Source organism: Pandoraea commovens (assembly GCF_024704525.1).
Lineage (GTDB): Bacteria > Pseudomonadota > Gammaproteobacteria > Burkholderiales > Burkholderiaceae > Pandoraea > Pandoraea commovens.
Genome location: NZ_CP102780.1, coordinates 4,988,580 through 5,005,088, shown reverse-complemented (window position 1 = coordinate 5,005,088; position 16,509 = coordinate 4,988,580). Strand labels below are relative to the sequence as shown.

13 protein-coding genes, 2 tRNA genes and 1 pseudogene are annotated in these 16,509 nt (G+C 62.9%); 5 read left to right on the top strand and 11 right to left on the bottom strand.

What is annotated here, in order from left to right; all coding sequences use genetic code 11:
• The first annotated feature begins 469 nt into the window (after window positions 1-469).
• The 3 genes from NTU39_RS22530 to NTU39_RS22520 all read left to right on the top strand — a co-directional run bounded on the left by NTU39_RS22530 (window position 470) and on the right by NTU39_RS22520 (window position 2,522).
• Window positions 470-673, top strand: coding sequence for a cold-shock protein (locus NTU39_RS22530; RefSeq protein WP_039392958.1), 204 nt, complete (start codon window positions 470-472; stop codon window positions 671-673).
• A gap of 230 nt (window positions 674-903) precedes the next feature.
• The gene (locus NTU39_RS22525; RefSeq protein WP_039401294.1) at window positions 904-1,542 is read left to right on the top strand and encodes a LysE family translocator; all 639 of its coding nucleotides are present in this window, start codon (window positions 904-906) and stop codon (window positions 1,540-1,542) included.
• A gap of 212 nt (window positions 1,543-1,754) precedes the next feature.
• Window positions 1,755-2,522: a flagellar brake protein gene (locus NTU39_RS22520; protein WP_150664518.1), complete on the top strand. Its 768-nt coding sequence runs from the start codon at window positions 1,755-1,757 to the stop codon at window positions 2,520-2,522.
• A 123-nt stretch (window positions 2,523-2,645) separates the two neighbouring features.
• Here the strand turns inward: NTU39_RS22520 and NTU39_RS22515 are convergent, their stop codons facing one another.
• The 8 genes and pseudogenes from NTU39_RS22515 to NTU39_RS22480 all read right to left on the bottom strand — a co-directional run bounded on the left by NTU39_RS22515 (window position 2,646) and on the right by NTU39_RS22480 (window position 12,050).
• On the bottom strand, window positions 2,646-3,785 hold the full coding sequence (locus NTU39_RS22515; RefSeq protein WP_150664517.1) for a helix-turn-helix transcriptional regulator: 1,140 nt from the start codon (window positions 3,783-3,785) through the stop codon (window positions 2,646-2,648).
• 142 nt (window positions 3,786-3,927) lie between these two features.
• Complete coding sequence (locus tag NTU39_RS22510; RefSeq protein WP_150664516.1) at window positions 3,928-5,277, bottom strand: hemolysin family protein; 1,350 nt, start codon at window positions 5,275-5,277, stop codon at window positions 3,928-3,930.
• Window positions 5,278-5,324: 47 nt separating this feature from the next.
• Window positions 5,325-6,236 carry a LysR family transcriptional regulator gene (locus tag NTU39_RS22505; protein ID WP_150664515.1) on the bottom strand — a complete coding sequence of 304 codons (912 nt, stop codon included), beginning with the start codon at window positions 6,234-6,236 and terminating at the stop codon, window positions 5,325-5,327.
• 25 nt (window positions 6,237-6,261) lie between these two features.
• Entirely contained in the window at window positions 6,262-7,098 is an 837-nt protein-coding gene (locus tag NTU39_RS22500; RefSeq protein WP_257958612.1) for a dioxygenase family protein, read from the bottom strand.
• Window positions 7,099-7,176: 78 nt separating this feature from the next.
• Entirely contained in the window at window positions 7,177-7,581 is a 405-nt protein-coding gene (locus NTU39_RS22495; protein ID WP_257958611.1) for a DoxX family protein, read from the bottom strand.
• A gap of 254 nt (window positions 7,582-7,835) precedes the next feature.
• Window positions 7,836-9,086 carry a glycolate oxidase subunit GlcF gene (gene glcF / locus NTU39_RS22490; RefSeq protein ID WP_150664512.1) on the bottom strand — a complete coding sequence of 417 codons (1,251 nt, stop codon included), beginning with the start codon at window positions 9,084-9,086 and terminating at the stop codon, window positions 7,836-7,838.
• Between the two features lie 286 nt (window positions 9,087-9,372).
• Window positions 9,373-10,536: pseudogene (glcE, locus tag NTU39_RS22485) on the bottom strand (glycolate oxidase subunit GlcE); the annotation flags it as partial.
• Window positions 10,536-12,050 carry an FAD-linked oxidase C-terminal domain-containing protein gene (locus NTU39_RS22480; RefSeq protein WP_373275419.1) on the bottom strand — a complete coding sequence of 505 codons (1,515 nt, stop codon included), beginning with the start codon at window positions 12,048-12,050 and terminating at the stop codon, window positions 10,536-10,538. The gene NTU39_RS22480 and the pseudogene glcE, both read right to left, overlap by 1 nt.
• 357 nt (window positions 12,051-12,407) lie before the next feature.
• Here NTU39_RS22480 and NTU39_RS22475 point away from each other — a divergent pair, with 357 nt between their 5' ends.
• Together NTU39_RS22475 and oxlT are read left to right on the top strand one after the other, a co-directional pair.
• On the top strand, window positions 12,408-13,214 hold the full coding sequence (locus NTU39_RS22475; protein ID WP_257958608.1) for a FadR/GntR family transcriptional regulator: 807 nt from the start codon (window positions 12,408-12,410) through the stop codon (window positions 13,212-13,214).
• A 1,004-nt stretch (window positions 13,215-14,218) separates the two neighbouring features.
• Window positions 14,219-15,544 (top strand): oxalate/formate MFS antiporter, encoded by a 1,326-nt coding sequence (gene oxlT / locus NTU39_RS22470; RefSeq protein WP_150664509.1) that lies wholly within the window; start codon window positions 14,219-14,221, stop codon window positions 15,542-15,544.
• Window positions 15,545-15,717: 173 nt separating this feature from the next.
• Here the strand turns inward: oxlT and NTU39_RS22465 are convergent.
• From NTU39_RS22465 to fdxA, 3 genes are all read right to left on the bottom strand, one after another.
• Window positions 15,718-15,793, bottom strand: a tRNA-Asn gene (locus NTU39_RS22465).
• Between the two features lie 86 nt (window positions 15,794-15,879).
• Window positions 15,880-15,955 (bottom strand) — tRNA-Asn (locus tag NTU39_RS22460).
• Window positions 15,956-16,059: 104 nt separating this feature from the next.
• Entirely contained in the window at window positions 16,060-16,383 is a 324-nt protein-coding gene (fdxA, locus tag NTU39_RS22455) for a ferredoxin FdxA (RefSeq protein WP_150664508.1), read from the bottom strand.
• Window positions 16,384-16,509 lie beyond the last annotated feature (126 nt).

Sequence of the window (16,509 nt, the reverse complement as noted above, 5' to 3'; positions counted from 1 at the left end):
GAGGTAAATAGGCTCCATCCGTGGGCAGGTTGAAAAAAACTTGAGGGTGGAGGCCCGCTGACGGTCGCAAAACGCGATGGCCGGCCAACTTTCGCTGGAATGTGCGCAGTAGGGGAAAAACGTCGGAAAACGGTTTCACACAGCACAAAACACGGGCCAAACGGGCGACAACGGCATGGGCGCGGGACAAAACGCTTATTGTAAGGGCTGCGATTGCCGGTCGGACATTCAAACAGTGCCCAAATTCCCCGCTATTTGCGGAAATTGTTACTCTTTTTGCGGTATTTTCCCGGTTGACAAGCATCGGTCCACCGCGTATAAAACAGCTTGCAGATTGTCAAGCCGCGAAGTTGTTGTCAGACGTAGTTTTCCTGCTTCTCGCTGGTTTCTAGTCCTTCATTTTCCCTTGATTGTCAGCGCTTCACGAGGTCAATTCCGACCTCAGGCTATTGTTTTATTAGGAAAAAACATGGAAACCGGTACCGTTAAGTGGTTCAACGACGCAAAGGGCTTCGGCTTTATTACCCCGGACAACGGTGGTGAAGACCTGTTCGCTCACTTCTCCGAAGTGAAGGTGGACGGCTTCAAGTCGCTGCAAGAGAACCAAAAAGTGTCGTTCGAGGTCAAGACTGGCCCGAAGGGCAAGCAAGCTGCGAACATCAAGCCGGTTTAAGGCTGATTCGCTTCACGTGATGCCGCGCTAGCCTTCGGGCGGCGCAGTATCCCGCGACCGACAGGCCCGATGACGAAAGTCATCGGGCCTGTTTGTTTTTCGGCACGCCGTCGTGCGGTTTGACGAGATCCCGCAGATTCGCATGAGACGTGCACGCGAACGATGTCACCGTCACGGTTCGACGCTACAATGCCTGATCGAATTCGCGTAAGCATTTTTCCGGGGCAATCATGAGCCTGCAAACGTGGTGGCTATACGTAGTCACCGTTTTTTTCGTCTCCGCCACGCCGGGCCCGAACATGTTGCTCGTCATGACGCATGGCGCGCGCCACGGGCTGCGCGCATCGCTCGGCACGATGGCCGGTTGCATGACGGCGCTGATCGCAATGATGTCGATTTCTGCTGCTGGTCTGGGGGCTGTGCTTAAAGCCTGGCCGATGCTGTTCGACACGCTGCGCTATGTAGGCGCGGCCTATCTCGTCTACCTCGGTTACAAGAGTTGGCGCTCGCCGGTGAACGCGCAGGACGAGGCCGCCAAACTCGCGACGCCCGCGCTGGTCGCCGATTCGAGCTTCGGCAAACTGTTCAAGTCGGGCTTCCTCGTCGCAGCCAGCAACCCCAAAGCCATTCTTTTCGCAGCGGCATTCCTGCCGCAGTTCATCGATCCGACGGCCGCCAAGCTGCCGCAATTCTCGATCCTGCTCGGCACGTTCGCCGTCATCGAGATGAGCTGGTACATGGTCTACGCGACAGGCGGGTTGCGCATTGCACCGTATCTGCGTGAGGCGCGCGTGCTCAAGGCATTCAACCGCATCAGCGGCGGCGTGTTCATGGGCTTCGGCGCATTGATGGCTGCGGTGCATCGCTGATCGGCGGCGCAGCACGGGAAAGGTAAGGAAAGGGCGTGGAATGGCCCGAGTGTGGCGCACGGCACGGGGAGCGGTAGGCTCGTGCGCCGGAGCACTCAATATTTCCGGCCAGTGACCGTTAACGTTCATGACCAGATGCATGAGACGGCTTTATTACGTACGGTGGGCGAGGTTGCGCGCGCGCCGTCACGGGGACAAATAGAAGATCAGGTATGGAAACGACAGAACCGCAGGTGACACCGGCGCCCACGGACGAAGAGTCTCAACTGCATGACTCGTATCGCATCAGCAACCCGCTGGAAATCGGCGGCGTGCTGCGTCATCTGGCGACCCGCGGCGATTTCATGACGGTGTACTTCGCGAACGGCCAGCGTCAGCTCGTCACGCGACTCCTCAAGGTCGAACCGCAGGTGCGCGGTTTCTATTTCGACTGGGGCGGCATCGAGACGGAAAACCGGGCACTGCTCGCCAACAAGCGCGCGTTGTTCGTCGGGGTGCCCGAAGGCATTCAGGTGCATTTCCCCATCGGTGACGTGGAGGAGCGCGAGTACGAAGGCTATCCCGCGTTCTATTCGTCGTATCCGGAAACCCTCGTGCGCTTGCAGCGTCGCGACTATTTCCGTGTGAAGACGCCGATCCTCGATCCGTATCAGTGCACGGTCAAATTCCCGGACGACACGCCGATGCGTCTCGCGGTGTTCGATCTGTCGCTGGGGGGCGTGGGGCTGCGCACGAAGGCTGAAGCTGCCGCCGAGATTCCGAAGGGATCGATGCTGATGCACGTCGAGATCGAGCTGCGCGACTACGGGACCGTGCAGGTCGATCTGGAAGTGTGTGCGGTGCGCGCCGTGCCGCTCGCCAGGGACATCGAGTATCACATCGGCTGCCGCTTCATCGCGCTGTCGCGTACGGCCGAGTCGCGTCTGCAAAAGTTGATCACGCAACTCGAACTCAATCGCAAGGCGTTCGCTCGGGGCTAAGGTCTGCGGCGAAAGCAGTGACGTCATCCGACGTTGCTCGACAAAAATGGGCGGCCTTTCGGTCGCCCTTTTTGCATCTTCGTGATTCGTTCAGCGCATTGCCCGTTTCCGATTGTCCCGAGATCACCCCGGCGCATGAATTCGCAGCGCCGGAATGGCGTGCAGCAGACGGAGCAAATCCGTTTGCCGACGGCATCCCGTCTTGTCGAAGATGTGCCGCAACTGCGTACGCGCCGTATTGATGGCGACGTTGGCGTCCTGCGCGTATTGCGTCAGCTCACGGCCCTCGGCGAGGGCCTGGGCGAGACGTGCTTCCGCCGGAGACAGCCCGAACAGCACCTTGAGCGTGTAGGGCCCGAGCGTGACGCGTCGGTCGAGTTCCCCGATCGTGAGCATCGCCATCGGCTTTTCCCACGGTGCCGCGCAAGCGTGCGACTCGCGCAGCGGTAGCACTGTGACGACCCAGTGCTGCTGATTGTCGCCTTGCAGACGATGGCTGCCCGCGACCGGCATCGGCGCGGTCGCATGGGCAATGAGACGCCGCATGGCCTGTTCGTCGCTAGGCAGCACGGCAGTGAACTTCCCACCGCGAATGCAGACGTTGCGCGTAGCGGCAAGACGTTGATGCGCGGCCACGTTCAGATAGTGCGCATGCCCCGTCTCGTCCGTAATGACGATGGCCATGTCCAGATGGTCGAGCACCGCCATGCCGATGGCCGCCTGCGCCTGCAAGTGACGGGTGCCCGCCCGCAGACGTGCCGCGCGCGCGATGTGCTTTGTCAGAATTTCCAGCTCGGGGGCGTCGTCGGCGTCTTCGAATGGCACATGATCGGGGGCACGGAATACCGCGAGCAACTCGCTGGTGCCGTCGGCCCCGTCGAGATGCATGCCGTACGTGTAACGCACGCCGTGAGGAATCAGAAAGTCGTTGAACAGCTCGCTACGGGCCACGTAGCGATCGCTCAGGTGATGGTGACATCGCATGGCATGACCGACCGGCTGTTGCAGCATCAGTGCCACGCGCGGATCGGTGGGGGCGAGTTTCTCGACGAACTCGCGGATGAGGTCAGGGGAAGCGTCAAGTGAGTTGGAGTCGCGCGTCGCACAGTGACGCGCGCGATCCCACGTGACCGAATGGAAGCCGATGCCACCGGCCCACCGGTTGAATTCGCGCAATGCCTGATCCCAACGCGCCTCGTCGAGCACTCCGTCGTAGCAAGTGCCGATCAGCGCGTCGAGAGACAACTTCCCCGTGTCGTCCATCGTCGCCTCCCCTGGCTTTGTTTTGACGAACTAGTGTCCTGCCATACCCGCGCCAACCTACGTAACCCTTGTGATTGCCTCTGACGGGCCTGTTACGCATAGTGGGTATTCTGGCAAGCGACCTGACGGGGATCAATCGGGGTCAATGCTCGCGTTGTTGCACCGCCACATCAGGGGGTTCCCCGCGTGCTTCCCGTACGCCGTCCGGGTAGATGCGTACGAGCACGATACGCGGCCCCTGCATCTTCTTGACGACCACCGAGAAGCCCTCGAAGTCGATCTTCTGGCCCTCACGGGGCAGATATCCCAGCGCGTTCATGATGAGTCCACCCACCGATTCGGCGTGCTCGCTTGGAATATCCAGGCCGAGCGCGCGCTCCAGTGTCAGGATCGGTAAGCTGCCGCGCCCGATGAGCGTGCCGTCTTCCATGCGAGTCCAGTCGTCTTCCGTCTGACGGAATTCATCGCGAATCTTGCCGACCAGCGCAGAGAGCAGGTTGTCCAGCGTGAGGAAGCCGATGGGCTTCTGGTCTGGCCATCCCACAATGGCAAAGTGCGGTGCACCCCGGCGGAAGCGGCTGAACAGCTCGCGTGCAGCCATGTCGGGCTTCACGCGCTCGACCGGACGCGCCATGCTGCCCAGATCCTCGATGGACTGGCCGTGATGCTCGGCGAGGAACAAATCCTTCAGGTGGACCACGCCGAGGACGGTTTCGCCGTCGTTGTCGAAGAACGGATAGCGGCTGTAGCGATGGCGGTAGGCCGTGTCCATGTTCTGCGTGAACGTGGCGTTACGACGGAAGGCCGCAACTTCGCTCATCGGACGCATCAGGTCGGACACCGTCAGATCGCTGAAGTCGATGGCGTAGGCGACCACGTTCCAGTCGTCGCGCGAGAGCTTTTCGCTCGATGCACCCCGGCGCACGATCAGCTTGATTTCGTCGGCCGAGTAATGGGCGTCGGTGCCATGCGAGGGATCGAGGCCGGTCCAGCGCAGCAGGCGGTTGGCACTGTGGTTGAGCACCCAGATGGCCGGGTACATCAGCCAGTAGAAGCCGTACAGCGGCGCGGCCGTCCACACGGACACGGCTTCGGGCATGCGCAGGGCCATCGACTTCGGCGCGAGTTCGCCCACGACGATGTGCAGATACGAGATCGTGAAGAACGCGATGAAGAACGCGAGCGCGTGGATCAGTTCGGGAGAGCTGACGCCGACCAGTTCGAACAGCGGTGTGAGAATGCGGGCAAACGCGGGTTCGCCGATCCAGCCGAGGCCGAGCGAGGCGAGAGTGATACCGAGCTGACACGCAGAAAGGTAGGTATCGAGCTGGCCGTGGACCTTGGCCAGGATACGTCCGCGCCAACCTCGCTGGCGGGCAATGACATGAACGCGCGTCTGGCGCAGTTTGACGAGGCCGAATTCCGCCGCCACGAAGAAGCCGTTGAGAAACACCAGCAGGATCGCAGCGACGATCAGTAAGAAGTTTTCCAAAATATAGGGAATGGGACGACAGGCCCGACAGTATAAGTGACAAACACTTAGGGACGATTTAGCAGGCGCCAACCCGGCATGGCAAAGGCTTCCACGAGGAAGTCGATCATGGCGCGGACCTTGGCGCTCAGGTATTTGCGTGACGGATAGACGACATAAATGCCGCGCTCGCCCTGCGTGTACTCGGGGAGGAATTCGACGAGGCGACCGTCGCGCAGCGCGTCTTGCACGAGAAAGGCCGGTTGCAGGATGATGCCGCCCCCGGCCAGGGCCGCCGCCATGCATGTGTCGCCGTTATCGGCGATGAGGCGGGCGTGCGTCTGCACTGAGACGGGGCCGTCGGGTCCGTCGAAATGCCATTCGCGACGATGCAGGAAATAGCTGTAGCCGACCGTCTCGTGATGGGTCAGTTCGCTCGGATGCTTCGGCGTGCCATGTTGGGCGAGATAGCCGGGCGACGCACACAGCACCAGACGCGTGCCCGCCAGCCGCCGGTGAACGAGCGACGAATCGGGCAGTCGCGAGATGCGAATCGCCAGATCGTAGCCTTCGTCCACGATATCGACGAGCCGGTCGCTCAGCGTGATGTCCAGCGAGACTTGCGGGAATTGGGCGAGAAATGCGGGCCAGAGCGGCGCGAGATGCAGCACGCCGAACGTGTGCGGGGCGTTGATCCGCAAGGGGCCTGCGGGTTCGCCGCCCTGCTCGCCTGCCATCGCGTCGGCTTCGTCCAGCTCCGCGAGGATCTGACGACAGCGCTCGACGTATCGCTGACCGGGTTCGGTCAGCGACAGGCGGCGCGTGGTGCGCTGGATCAATCGGGTGCCCAGACGCGCTTCGAGGTCCGCGACGTATCGCGAGACCGCCGTCTTGGAAATGCCCATCGCGTCGGCCGCTTTGACGAAGCTGCCCGACTCGACCACGGCGATGAAGCATTCGATCTCGCGAAGTTTGTTCATGCCGGGTCCAGGGGTATCGATGGCGTTATTGTGCCAGCGCGCCGACTTCCGCGAGCGACGGGGCGGCGCTACCGAACGCGAAGGCGTCCATGCGCAGCGCGCCGTAGGTTGAGCCGGTGTCGAAGTGCGTCTGACGGGCAGGGTCGTCGGCCGCGCCGAGGGCGACGTAGATCGGTAGCAGATGCTCGTCCGTCGGGTGTGCGCGCTCGGCGTGCGGCGCGCGGGCCCGGTAGTCGAACAGGGCATCGAGGTCCATCGCCGCCAGACGCTCGGTGAACCACGTCGAAAACTCGGCCACGTACGGCGCTTCGGGGGCCGCTTCGCGTGCGCCGCCCGGGGCGCGGAATACCTCGTGCAAATTGTGCGTGAAGCTGCCCGACGCCACGATCAGTACGCCCTCGCGAGCGAGCGGCGCGAGCGTCTGCCCGATTTGGTACTGATATTCGGGACGCATATGTCGTTGTAGCGACAACTGCGTGACCGGCACATCCGCATCGGGATACAGATAGCTCAGCGGCACCCACGCGCCATGATCGAGACCCCACTGATCGTCGGTGACGGCGGGCAGGCCGACGTCTTTCAACATCTGCACGGTGCGCTCGGCGAGTGCCGGTGCGCCCGGTGCGGGGTACTTCAGTTCATAGAGCTCGCGCGGGAAGCCGCCGAAGTCGTGGATCGTGCGTTGCTGCGCGAGGTTGCCCACGCGCGGTGTCGGCGTCGACCAGTGCGGCGAGATCAGGAGGATCTCCTTGGGACGCGGCACCGCACGCCCCAGCGCCGTCAGCAACGGACCGGTGCGGCCCGGTTCTACCGCAAGCAACGGCGAGCCGTGGGAGACGAAGAGGGTGGGAAGGGCAGACATGGCATTCACTCCGGCAAAACAACGCTAAACGACATCACGACAGGATCGGGCAGGGTTCAACTCAGCGGCGTGCTGCGATCACGCGGTGCGGGCGCGGCGAATCGCGAAGGCACCGTCGCCCAGTAACGCCACGGCCAGCAGACCCACGAGCCAGAACGCCGGGAATTCCCAGCCGCCGCCCTTGTTGGTGAACAACCAGCCGTTGTGGCCGTGCACCGAGACGATGGTGCCGAGCATCAGTGCGGCGAGCGGCAGGGCGGCCCAGCGGGCGTAGAAGCCGGTGATCAGCATGAGGCCACCGATCAGTTCCAGTGCCATCGTGACATAGGCGACGACGGGCGGCAGGCCAAGGGAGCCCATGAAGCCGACGAAGCCGGGCACGGTGAAGACGAACACTTTCAGCGACAGATGCGAAAGGAACAGGATACCCAGCGAGACGCGCAGCAGCAGGGCAGCGTACGGGGCGGTTTTGGTATCGATCATGACAAGCTCCGGTGAGGGAATCGGAATACGGGCTAAGACGGTTCGGCCGTCGATGGCCATTCACGTCGATTGAACGATGACGTGGCGTCGACGACTGACTTAGCCCCAATTCTAGGGAGCGGGATCGTACAGATAAACGAGCGGCGAAGGGATTGATTGTCCCGTTGATAGGGATAATAGATGTGTGACGCTAGCGATGCACGCCACCCGGGGCGCCCCGGGTGGCGTGCATTGCGCAGGATTGTTCAGCCCGTTCAGGCCGTTGCGATCATCCGGTCGAGCAGTTCGACCCAGTGTTGTACCGGCGCGTGGTCGCGGGCGTGTTCGCCCTTGGCCGTTGCTTGCAAATGGCAGATGCAACCGACGTTGGCCGACACGACCAGTTCGGGGTCGAGGGCGTCGAGCGACTTCCACTTGGCGTCGCGCAATTGATGCGACAGGTCCGGTTGCGTGACGGAATATGTCCCGGCCGAGCCGCAGCAGATGTGACTGTCCTGCGGCAGCATGACATTCACGCCCACACCGGCGAGCACTTTCTCCACCACGCCTTTGAGTTGCTGGCCGTGTTGCAGCGTGCAGGGCGGGTGATACGCGATCTTGCCAGCCTTACGGTTCGGCACACGCTTTTGCAGTGCTTCCAGATTGTCGAGCAGCACTTCCGACAGATCGCGCGCGAGTTCGGAGACGCGCTGCGCCTTGCCCGCGTATTTCGGATCGTGACGTAGCAGATGGCCGTATTCCTTGATCGTCGCACCGCATCCCGACGCGTTGATCACGATGGCTTCCGTACCGGCTTCGATCTCCGGCCACCAGGCGTCGATGTTGCGGCGGGCGTCGTCGAGACCGTCGTCGTGATAGTTCAGGTGCAGACGGATCGCGCCGCAGCAGCCAGCGGACGAGGGGCGCACCATCTCGATGCCGAGGGCGTCGAGCACGCGGGCGGTGGCCTTGTTGACGTTCGGCAGCATGGCCGGTTGCACGCAGCCTTCGAGCATCAGCATGCGGCGCGCATGCTTCGCTTGCGGCCAACTGCCGGAGCGTTGACGGTGCGGGACTTTCTCGCGCAGCGAGCGCGGCAGCAGCGTGCGGAACTGCTGGCCGAGGCGCAGGGCGGGCGAGAACAGTGTGCGGTTGGGCAGCACGTGGGCGAGGGTCCAGCGCACGGCGCGCTCGCCTGCAGGACGGCCGACTTTGGCGTCGATATGACGGCGACCGATGTCGGCCAGACGCCCGTATTGCACGCCCGACGGGCAGGTCGATTCGCAACTGCGGCAGGTCAGGCAACGATCGAGGTGACGCTGCGTTTCGCGCGTCACGCTCTGGCCTTCGACCATCTGCTTGATCAGGTAGATACGCCCGCGCGGGCCGTCGAGTTCGTCGCCCAGCAACTGATAGGTCGGGCAGGTCGCGGTACAAAATCCGCAATGCACGCATTTGCGGAGAATGGCTTCGGCTTCGTCGCCGTCCGGTGTCTGACGAAGGAATTCTGCGAGGTTCGTTTGCATCGTTTTCTAATCAGGGTCTGTTCACCTTAATTCCGGGCTCGTGAGCGCGTTCTACCGGCTGTCTGGCAAGGCACCGGCGGCGCCGCTTGGCGATCCCAAGCAAGCCGCCGGTAACGCCGCCAGGCGGCCGGTAGGGCGCGCTCCCTTCGGGTTGCCCCCCCAAAGGGGCGATTGCGGCGTCATTCCCCTCCCGAATATTTCCGATATTCGCTTCGGCTCATTCCTTGCACTCGCCCCTTTGGCCGGGCAACACGAGCCCGGAATTAAGGTGAACAGACCCTAACCGGTACAACCGATGGCGGTTGAAGATGCGGCTCGGATCGAATGCTTGTTGCAGACGCTCGCCGATAGCTTGCAGCGCGGCGCTCTGAGGCGTAAATACGTGCTCTGCGCCGGCCGACTTGCTGCCGTGGCGAAACAGCGTAGCATGCCCGCCGACCGCTGCGGCAATTGCGCGAATTTCGCTGGCTGAGCGCGGCGTGATCCACCACCGCTGCGCACCGCCCCATTCGACGAGATGTTCGTGGCCTCCCGTCAGCGGCGGCGTGGTCGGCGGCACCGACAGACGCCACAGCGGCTGGCCGTCGCCCTGTATCGGCGTGGTGGCGAAGAACGCGTGCGTCTGCTCACGCAGCGACGTCCAGAAGGCATGCGCTTCGATGGCGTCGACATGACGGCCCCCCATCGTGATGCGGGCCGCGTCGATGGCGGCGGCAGCACCGCCGAGGCGCACGCTCAACACGCCGTCGTGCCACGCCGAGCCCATGAGGGGCAGTGGCTGACCGCCCCAGCGGTTGAGCTGGTCGATGGCCTGCGCCTGCGTCAGATCGAAGCGCAATGTCGCCTCCGCCACCGGGCAGGGCAGTACCTTGATCGAGAGTTCCAGCAGGATGCCCAGCGTGCCGAGTGAACCTGCGAGGACGCGCGAGACGTCGTAGCCCGCTACGTTCTTCATGACCTGCCCGCCGAAATGCAGCACCTGGCCATGTCCGTTCATAACGACCGCGCCGAGCACGAAGTCGCGCGGCGCACCGACGTGCGGGCGGCGCGGCCCGGCGAGACCGGCGGCGATGCAGCCGCCAAGCGTCGCACCCGGGCCGAAGTGGGGCGGCTCGAACGGTAGCATCTGGCCTCGCTGGGCGAGCGTGGCTTCGATCTCCACGAGCGGGGTGCCCGCGCGCGCGGTGATCACGAGTTCGGCCGGGTCGTACGAGACGATGCCGCGATAGGCGCGCACGTCGAGCGGCTCACCCACTGGCGTCTCGCCATACCAGCGTTTGGTGCCGCCGCCCTGAATGTCGAGCGGCGTGCCGCTGGCGGTGGCGGCGAGTACACGCTCGCGGATCGTCGCGAGCGCCTGTGCCGCGCGGCTCGCCTCAGTGTCGGGGGATGACGATGGAGGCGGTGGCGTAAGCGACACAGTCGACGCTGTCTGAAGGGCTTGCGACATCAGAACCTCGGCAAATCGGGATGGGGGAGCAGGCCGCCGCGCACATGCATCTTGCCGTACTCGGCGCAGCGCGCGCGCGTGGGGATGCCTTTGTCGGCGTTGAGCAAACCGGCGGGATCGAAGGCGCGCTTCACAGCGAAGAAGGCGTCGCGCTCTTCTTCGGAAAACTGCACACACATCGAGTTGATCTTCTCGATGCCCACGCCATGCTCGCCGGTTACCGTCCCGCCCAGTTCCACGCATGCTTCGAGAATGTCGCTGCCGAAGGCTTCGGCGCGATGCCATTCGTCCAGATCGTTGCCGTTGAACAGGATCAGCGGGTGCATGTTGCCGTCACCCGCGTGGAAGACGTTGATGCAACGCAGCCCGTATTGGACCTCCATTGCCTCGATACGCTTGAGCAGCGTACCGATCGTGCGACGCGGAATGGTGCCGTCCATGCAGTAGTAGTCGGGCGAGATGCGACCGGCGGCGGGGAAGGCGTTCTTGCGTCCGGACCAGAAACGCAGACGTTCCGCTTCGGAGGCCGAGACCTGAATCCGGGTCGCGCCCGAGGCGCGCAGCACGGCCGAAACGCGCGCGATTTCTTCGGCAACTTCCTCAGGCGTGCCGTCGGATTCGCACAGCAGGATGGCGGCCGCGTTCAGATCGTAACCGGCGTGCACGAACTCTTCGACGGCCTGCGTGGCCGGTTTGTCCATCATCTCCAGACCGGCCGGGATGATGCCCGCAGCGATGATCGCGGCGACCGCGTTACCGCCCGCTTCGACGTCGTCGAAACTCGCCATGATGACTTGCTGGACCTGCGGCTTTGGCACGAGCTTGACCGTGATTTCCGTCACAACGCAGAACATCCCCTCACTGCCGATGAAAACGGACAGCAGGTCGAGGCCGGGGGAATCCAGTGCGTGGGAGCCGAATTCGACGATCTCGCCATCCATCGTCACCGCGCGCACGCGCAGGACGTTGTGCACTGTGAGGCCGTACTTCAGGCAGTGCACGCCGCCCGAGTTCTCGGAGACGTTGCCGCCGATGGTGCAGGCGATTTGCGAGGACGGATCCGGCGCGTAGTAAAGACCGTAGGGCGCAGCGGCTTCGGAGACAGCGAGGTTGCGCACGCCCGGTTGCACGGTGGCAGTGCGAGCGTAGGCGTCGACTTCCAGAATGCGTTTGAACTTCGCCAGCGAAAGCACGATGCCATCGGTGATCGGCATGGCGCCGCCGGACAGGCCGGTGCCCGCGCCGCGGGGCACGACGGGAACGTTGTTCGCGTGACACGCCCGCAGAATGCGGCAAACCTGATCTTCGTCGGCAGGCAACACCACGGCCAGCGGCAGCTTGCGGTAGGCGGCCAGACCGTCGCATTCGTACGGCGTGATCTGTTCGCGGTCGGTGAGCCACTGGGCGTCGGGCACGGCGGCACGCAAGGCGGCGAGCCGGGCCGAGCGGGTGGCGTCGTTCAGCGAGTCGAAGACGGGCTCGTTCGCGCGGGCGGCATCGAAGCCGGTGGACATCGCCGTGGCACTCGCCGACATCGGTGGTGACACCGGTGGCGCTGACGCGGGAGAAGGAAGGGGCGACGCATTCGATGCCATCTGGCTTGCTCTCGGACGATCGTTGACGTGTAATGACATTGACTGGTCTTGGTCTACTGGTAGACTGGTCGACCAGTTGTCGGATGACGTCATCGTAAAGGGAATGATCTGATTCCGACTAGCGGGTTAACCCTTGGTTTAACGTCGATCCTCTAGCGCGGCCGAGCGGTGGGCAGCCGGTGTGTCCTGAGCGAAGCCGCATCCTGTATCGTGGCGTCTGTGAATCTTCTGTCGAGAGCCGAAGCCGACATGTCGTCCAACGAGTCGTCCCTGCCTATGTCTACTTTTTCCGCCAGCGAGCCCTTGGGCACTGTTGCGAGCTTTGCACCGGTCACGCCGCCGCCGCGTCTGCGTCTGTCCGACATGGTCTACGAGCAACTTGAGACGATGGTCGTCGAAGGTCGGCTCGCACCAGGTTCGGCGCTGCCGTCCGAGCGGGATCTGGCGCAGCAGATGGGCGTGTCGCGCCCGTCGTTGCGTGAAGCGCTGTTGCGGCTGGAATCGCGCGGGCTGATCGTCGGTCGGGCAGGCGGGGGGTATCTCGTCGCCAACGCCAGTCAGCCGCTGCTCGCCGAGCCGCTCTCGCAATTGATGTCGCGTCACAGCAAGACCGTCGACGATGTGCTGGAAATGCGCGAAGTGCTCGAAGCCAAAGCCGTGGAACTGGCGGCCGAGCGCGCGACGCCGGAAGACATCGCTCGTCTCGCGCAGGCGCTCGAAGCGCTGGAAGCTGCCTATGCGGCCGGTCGTGACGGTCTGGACGGGGAGGGCGATGCGCGTGGTCAGTCGCTGCTTACCCGCGTCCCCGAGCTGGATGCGCATTTCCATCTGGCGCTGGCCGAGGCGACACACAACCTCGTGCTGGTGCATCTGATGCACGCGATCTTCGAACTGCTGCGTGGCTCTGTCGTCGACAATTACCGGGCCATCGTCGGTCACGGCGCCGATCTGGCGGAGCTGATCGATCAGCATCGGCGTATTTTCAATGCTGTGGCGTCACACGATGCCGGTAGCGCGCAACGTTCGCTGCGCGAACATCTCACCTTCATCCGCAACAATTCGGGTGACGTCGAGCCAGTCTGACCCCGATTTATCGCGTCGGCGGTGCCCTCGCCCGAGGGCAAATCCCACCCGCTAAAACCTCATCGTTTTCCCTGACCCTCTCCCGCGGCGACGCACGTCGCCCGGGGGCGGCTACGCCGACGTCCGGACGCGGCATGCCCCGCAATGGCGCGGTTTACCTCAGTTTCCGAGTTATGGAGCGCTTACGTCTGCCGCCGCTGCTCTCCGCCTCCCTCGCATGTCCGACACCGATATGCGGGCGCTTTCGGGTTGACAGTGGTCCGGCCATCGACTAATTTTGGAACCATAAAAAATACTTAATTCGATATATTGAATCTTGTATATCAGATTCAAAGTGTCGAACCGGCCCCGGCAGGACCTGTGAAATTTCCAGGTGGGCGTCGGCGCGGCACGGGATTCATCGGAGACATCAGTGAGTAAGTACGCATTTCCTTTCGGGCAGTCTTCGTGCGACGCTGAGTCCGCACCGGCTGCCCTGTCGTATCCGCCGTCAGTGGTCACGCAAGACATTCGTGCCCTGGGGTGTTCCTCATCTCCCTGCCGCCCGTTGCGGGCAGGCGATCTGGCGATCACGCGTCCGCGAGGCGCGCCCGCCTGAGTGATGGGACCTGGTCTGCGATGCGATCCGTGCGGTCCATCGCGACACGCCGACAGCGCAGGCCGGTCCGCACTCGAATTTGTTCACCAGTCACCCTTCGGCAGCCGGCAACTTGCCGGCGCGGACCCTGAAAAGTCTGCGTCGCCGCACCGAAGAGGGGACCGGAAGGGTCCTTTGGCACTTCCGAGAGTCAGTCAGCCGGGGCTTTAGCCCTGCGAGCCTGCCGCCAGGCAGTGCTCCACGATCAAGCGGCCAAGCATGAGCCGCACGCAACGCCAGGAGGCGTGCCGTCTGCGCGACATCCCCGATTTCTTTCGGGGCGCGTGACAGCACGCGATGACGGCGGGCACCGCACAACGAAAACGCGGGCCGTCGTCAATCGTCTGACAGGAACAGGAGGCAAGTCATGCAAGCAGCTGCGCAACCGGAGGAGAAGACCTCTTTTCTGGGAGGGCGCTGGTCACAACTGGTGATCGGCATCATCTGTATGGGCCTTGTGGCCAATTTGCAATATTCGTGGACGTTGTTCGTCGAACCGATGCAAGCGAAGCACAACTGGGGCATCGCGGCGATTCAGGTGGCGTTCTCGATCTTCATCGTGGTGGAAACGTGGCTGGTCCCGATCGAGGGCTGGCTGGTGGATCGCTTCGGGCCGCGTCCCGTGGTGGCTGGCGGCGCGGTCTGCGTCGGGCTGTCGTGGATCATGTACTCCTACGCCGAGTCGCTGACCGTGCTCTATACGGCGGCTGTCATCGCAGGTATCGGTGCAGGGTGCGTGTACGGCACCTGCGTGGGTAATGCCCTGAAGTGGTTCCCGGACAAGCGCGGTCTGGCTGCGGGTCTGACGGCGGCGGGCTTCGGTGCGGGCGCTGCCATCACTGTGATTCCGATCGCGAACATGATCAAGGCGTCGGGTTATGAGGCAGCGTTCTTCAACTTCGGGATTGTGCAAGGCGTGGCGATCTTCATCCTCGCACTGTTGCTGGTCAAGCCGCGTGCACCGAAGGGCGTGGTAGTGTCGCGCCGCAATCTGGCGACAAAGCAGGACTACACGTCGGGCCAGATGATTCGCACGCCGGTGTTCTGGGTGATCTACATCTGCTTCGTTGCGGTGGCTGCCGGTGGTCTGATGGCCACGGCGCAGATCGGTCCGATCGCGAAGGACTATGGCATTGCTTCGATGCCGATGACGCTGTTCGGTGCAACGCTGCCGCTGCTGACGATGACGCTGTCGATCGACAATCTGTGCAACGGCTTTACGCGTCCGCTGTGCGGCTTCGTCTCGGACAAGATCGGTCGTGAAAACGCCATGTTCATCATCTTCCTCGGGGAAGGTGTGGCGATGCTCGGTCTGATGCACTTCGGTCAGAACCCGTACATGTTCGTGTTCTTCGCGGCGATGACCTTCCTGTGCTGGGGCGAAATCTTCTCGATCTTCCCGGCGCTGTGTGCGGACACGTTTGGCAGCAAGAACGCCGCCTCGAACGCAGGCACGCTGTACACCGCCAAGGGCACGGCTGCGTTGCTGGTGCCGCTGGCTTCGGTGCTGGCTGTCGGCGGTCACTGGGATCGCGTGTTCATCGCTGCGGCGAGCATCAGTATCGTGGCGGCAGTGGGTGCGAAGTTCGTACTCGCCCCGATGCGCCGTCGCTGGATCGAATCCGAAAACAGCAACAGCGCAAAGGCATCGACGGGCCCGTCGGTGGCGATGGGTGCGCCTGCCAGCGAGTAAGGTCACAGCAGGCTGCTGTATCGGGTCTCAGCGGTATTGAAGAGACAGGAGAGCGGGGTGCCGGAAACGGTGCCCCGTTTTTTATTTGAGGGTCGTCGGCTTGTCGACGTTGTCGTTGAACGATAGGGACGCAGAAAACAAAAAAGCCCGTCAAAGACGGGCTTTTTGTGTTTTGGCTCCTCGACCTGGGCTCGAACCAGGGACCTACGGATTAACAGTCCGGCGCTCTACCAACTGAGCTATCGAGGATCAAACTTGGCAGTCGCACAACGCTGTAACGATGTGCCGACTAAAACAAAGGCCTCGCGGGAGCGAGGCCATCGCTTCGGTATTCTTGGCTCCCCGACCTGGGCTCGAACCAGGGACCTACGGATTAACAGTCCGGCGCTCTACCAACTGAGCTATCGGGGATCAAAAGAGAAAGCGATTATAGTGGCGGTTTTTACACACTGTCAACACTCCGGGCGCATTTTTTATGCGTCCGGGATGCGAATTCCGCCAGTCGCGCTCGTGGCTCAGCGTTCGAGCAGATGGAGCTTTTCCTTGACGTCCTTCCAGTCGTCCGCATCGGGGAGCGATGGCTTCGTCTTGGTGATGCTCGGCCAGCCCGGCGAGAGGTCGGCGTTGAGCTTGATGAATTCCTGCTGGTCGCCCGGCACGTCCTCTTCGGCATAAATGGCATTCACCGGGCACTCGGCCACGCAGACCGCGCAATCAATGCACTCGTCCGGATCGATGGACAGGAAGTTCGGGCCTTCGCGGAAGCAGTCCACGGGGCAAACGTCCACACAGTCGGTGAATTTACATTTGATGCAGCTTTCGGTGACAACGTGCGTCATGCCAACTCCAGAGTAGGGCGCAAAACGGCTTCGATCGGCCGTTAAAGCGCGTATTGTAACGCAGCCCGCCATTGCGGGTGCGAGAGCCGAACGGGCGTTGCCGTCGGACGTCGGACGCGTCTCGCA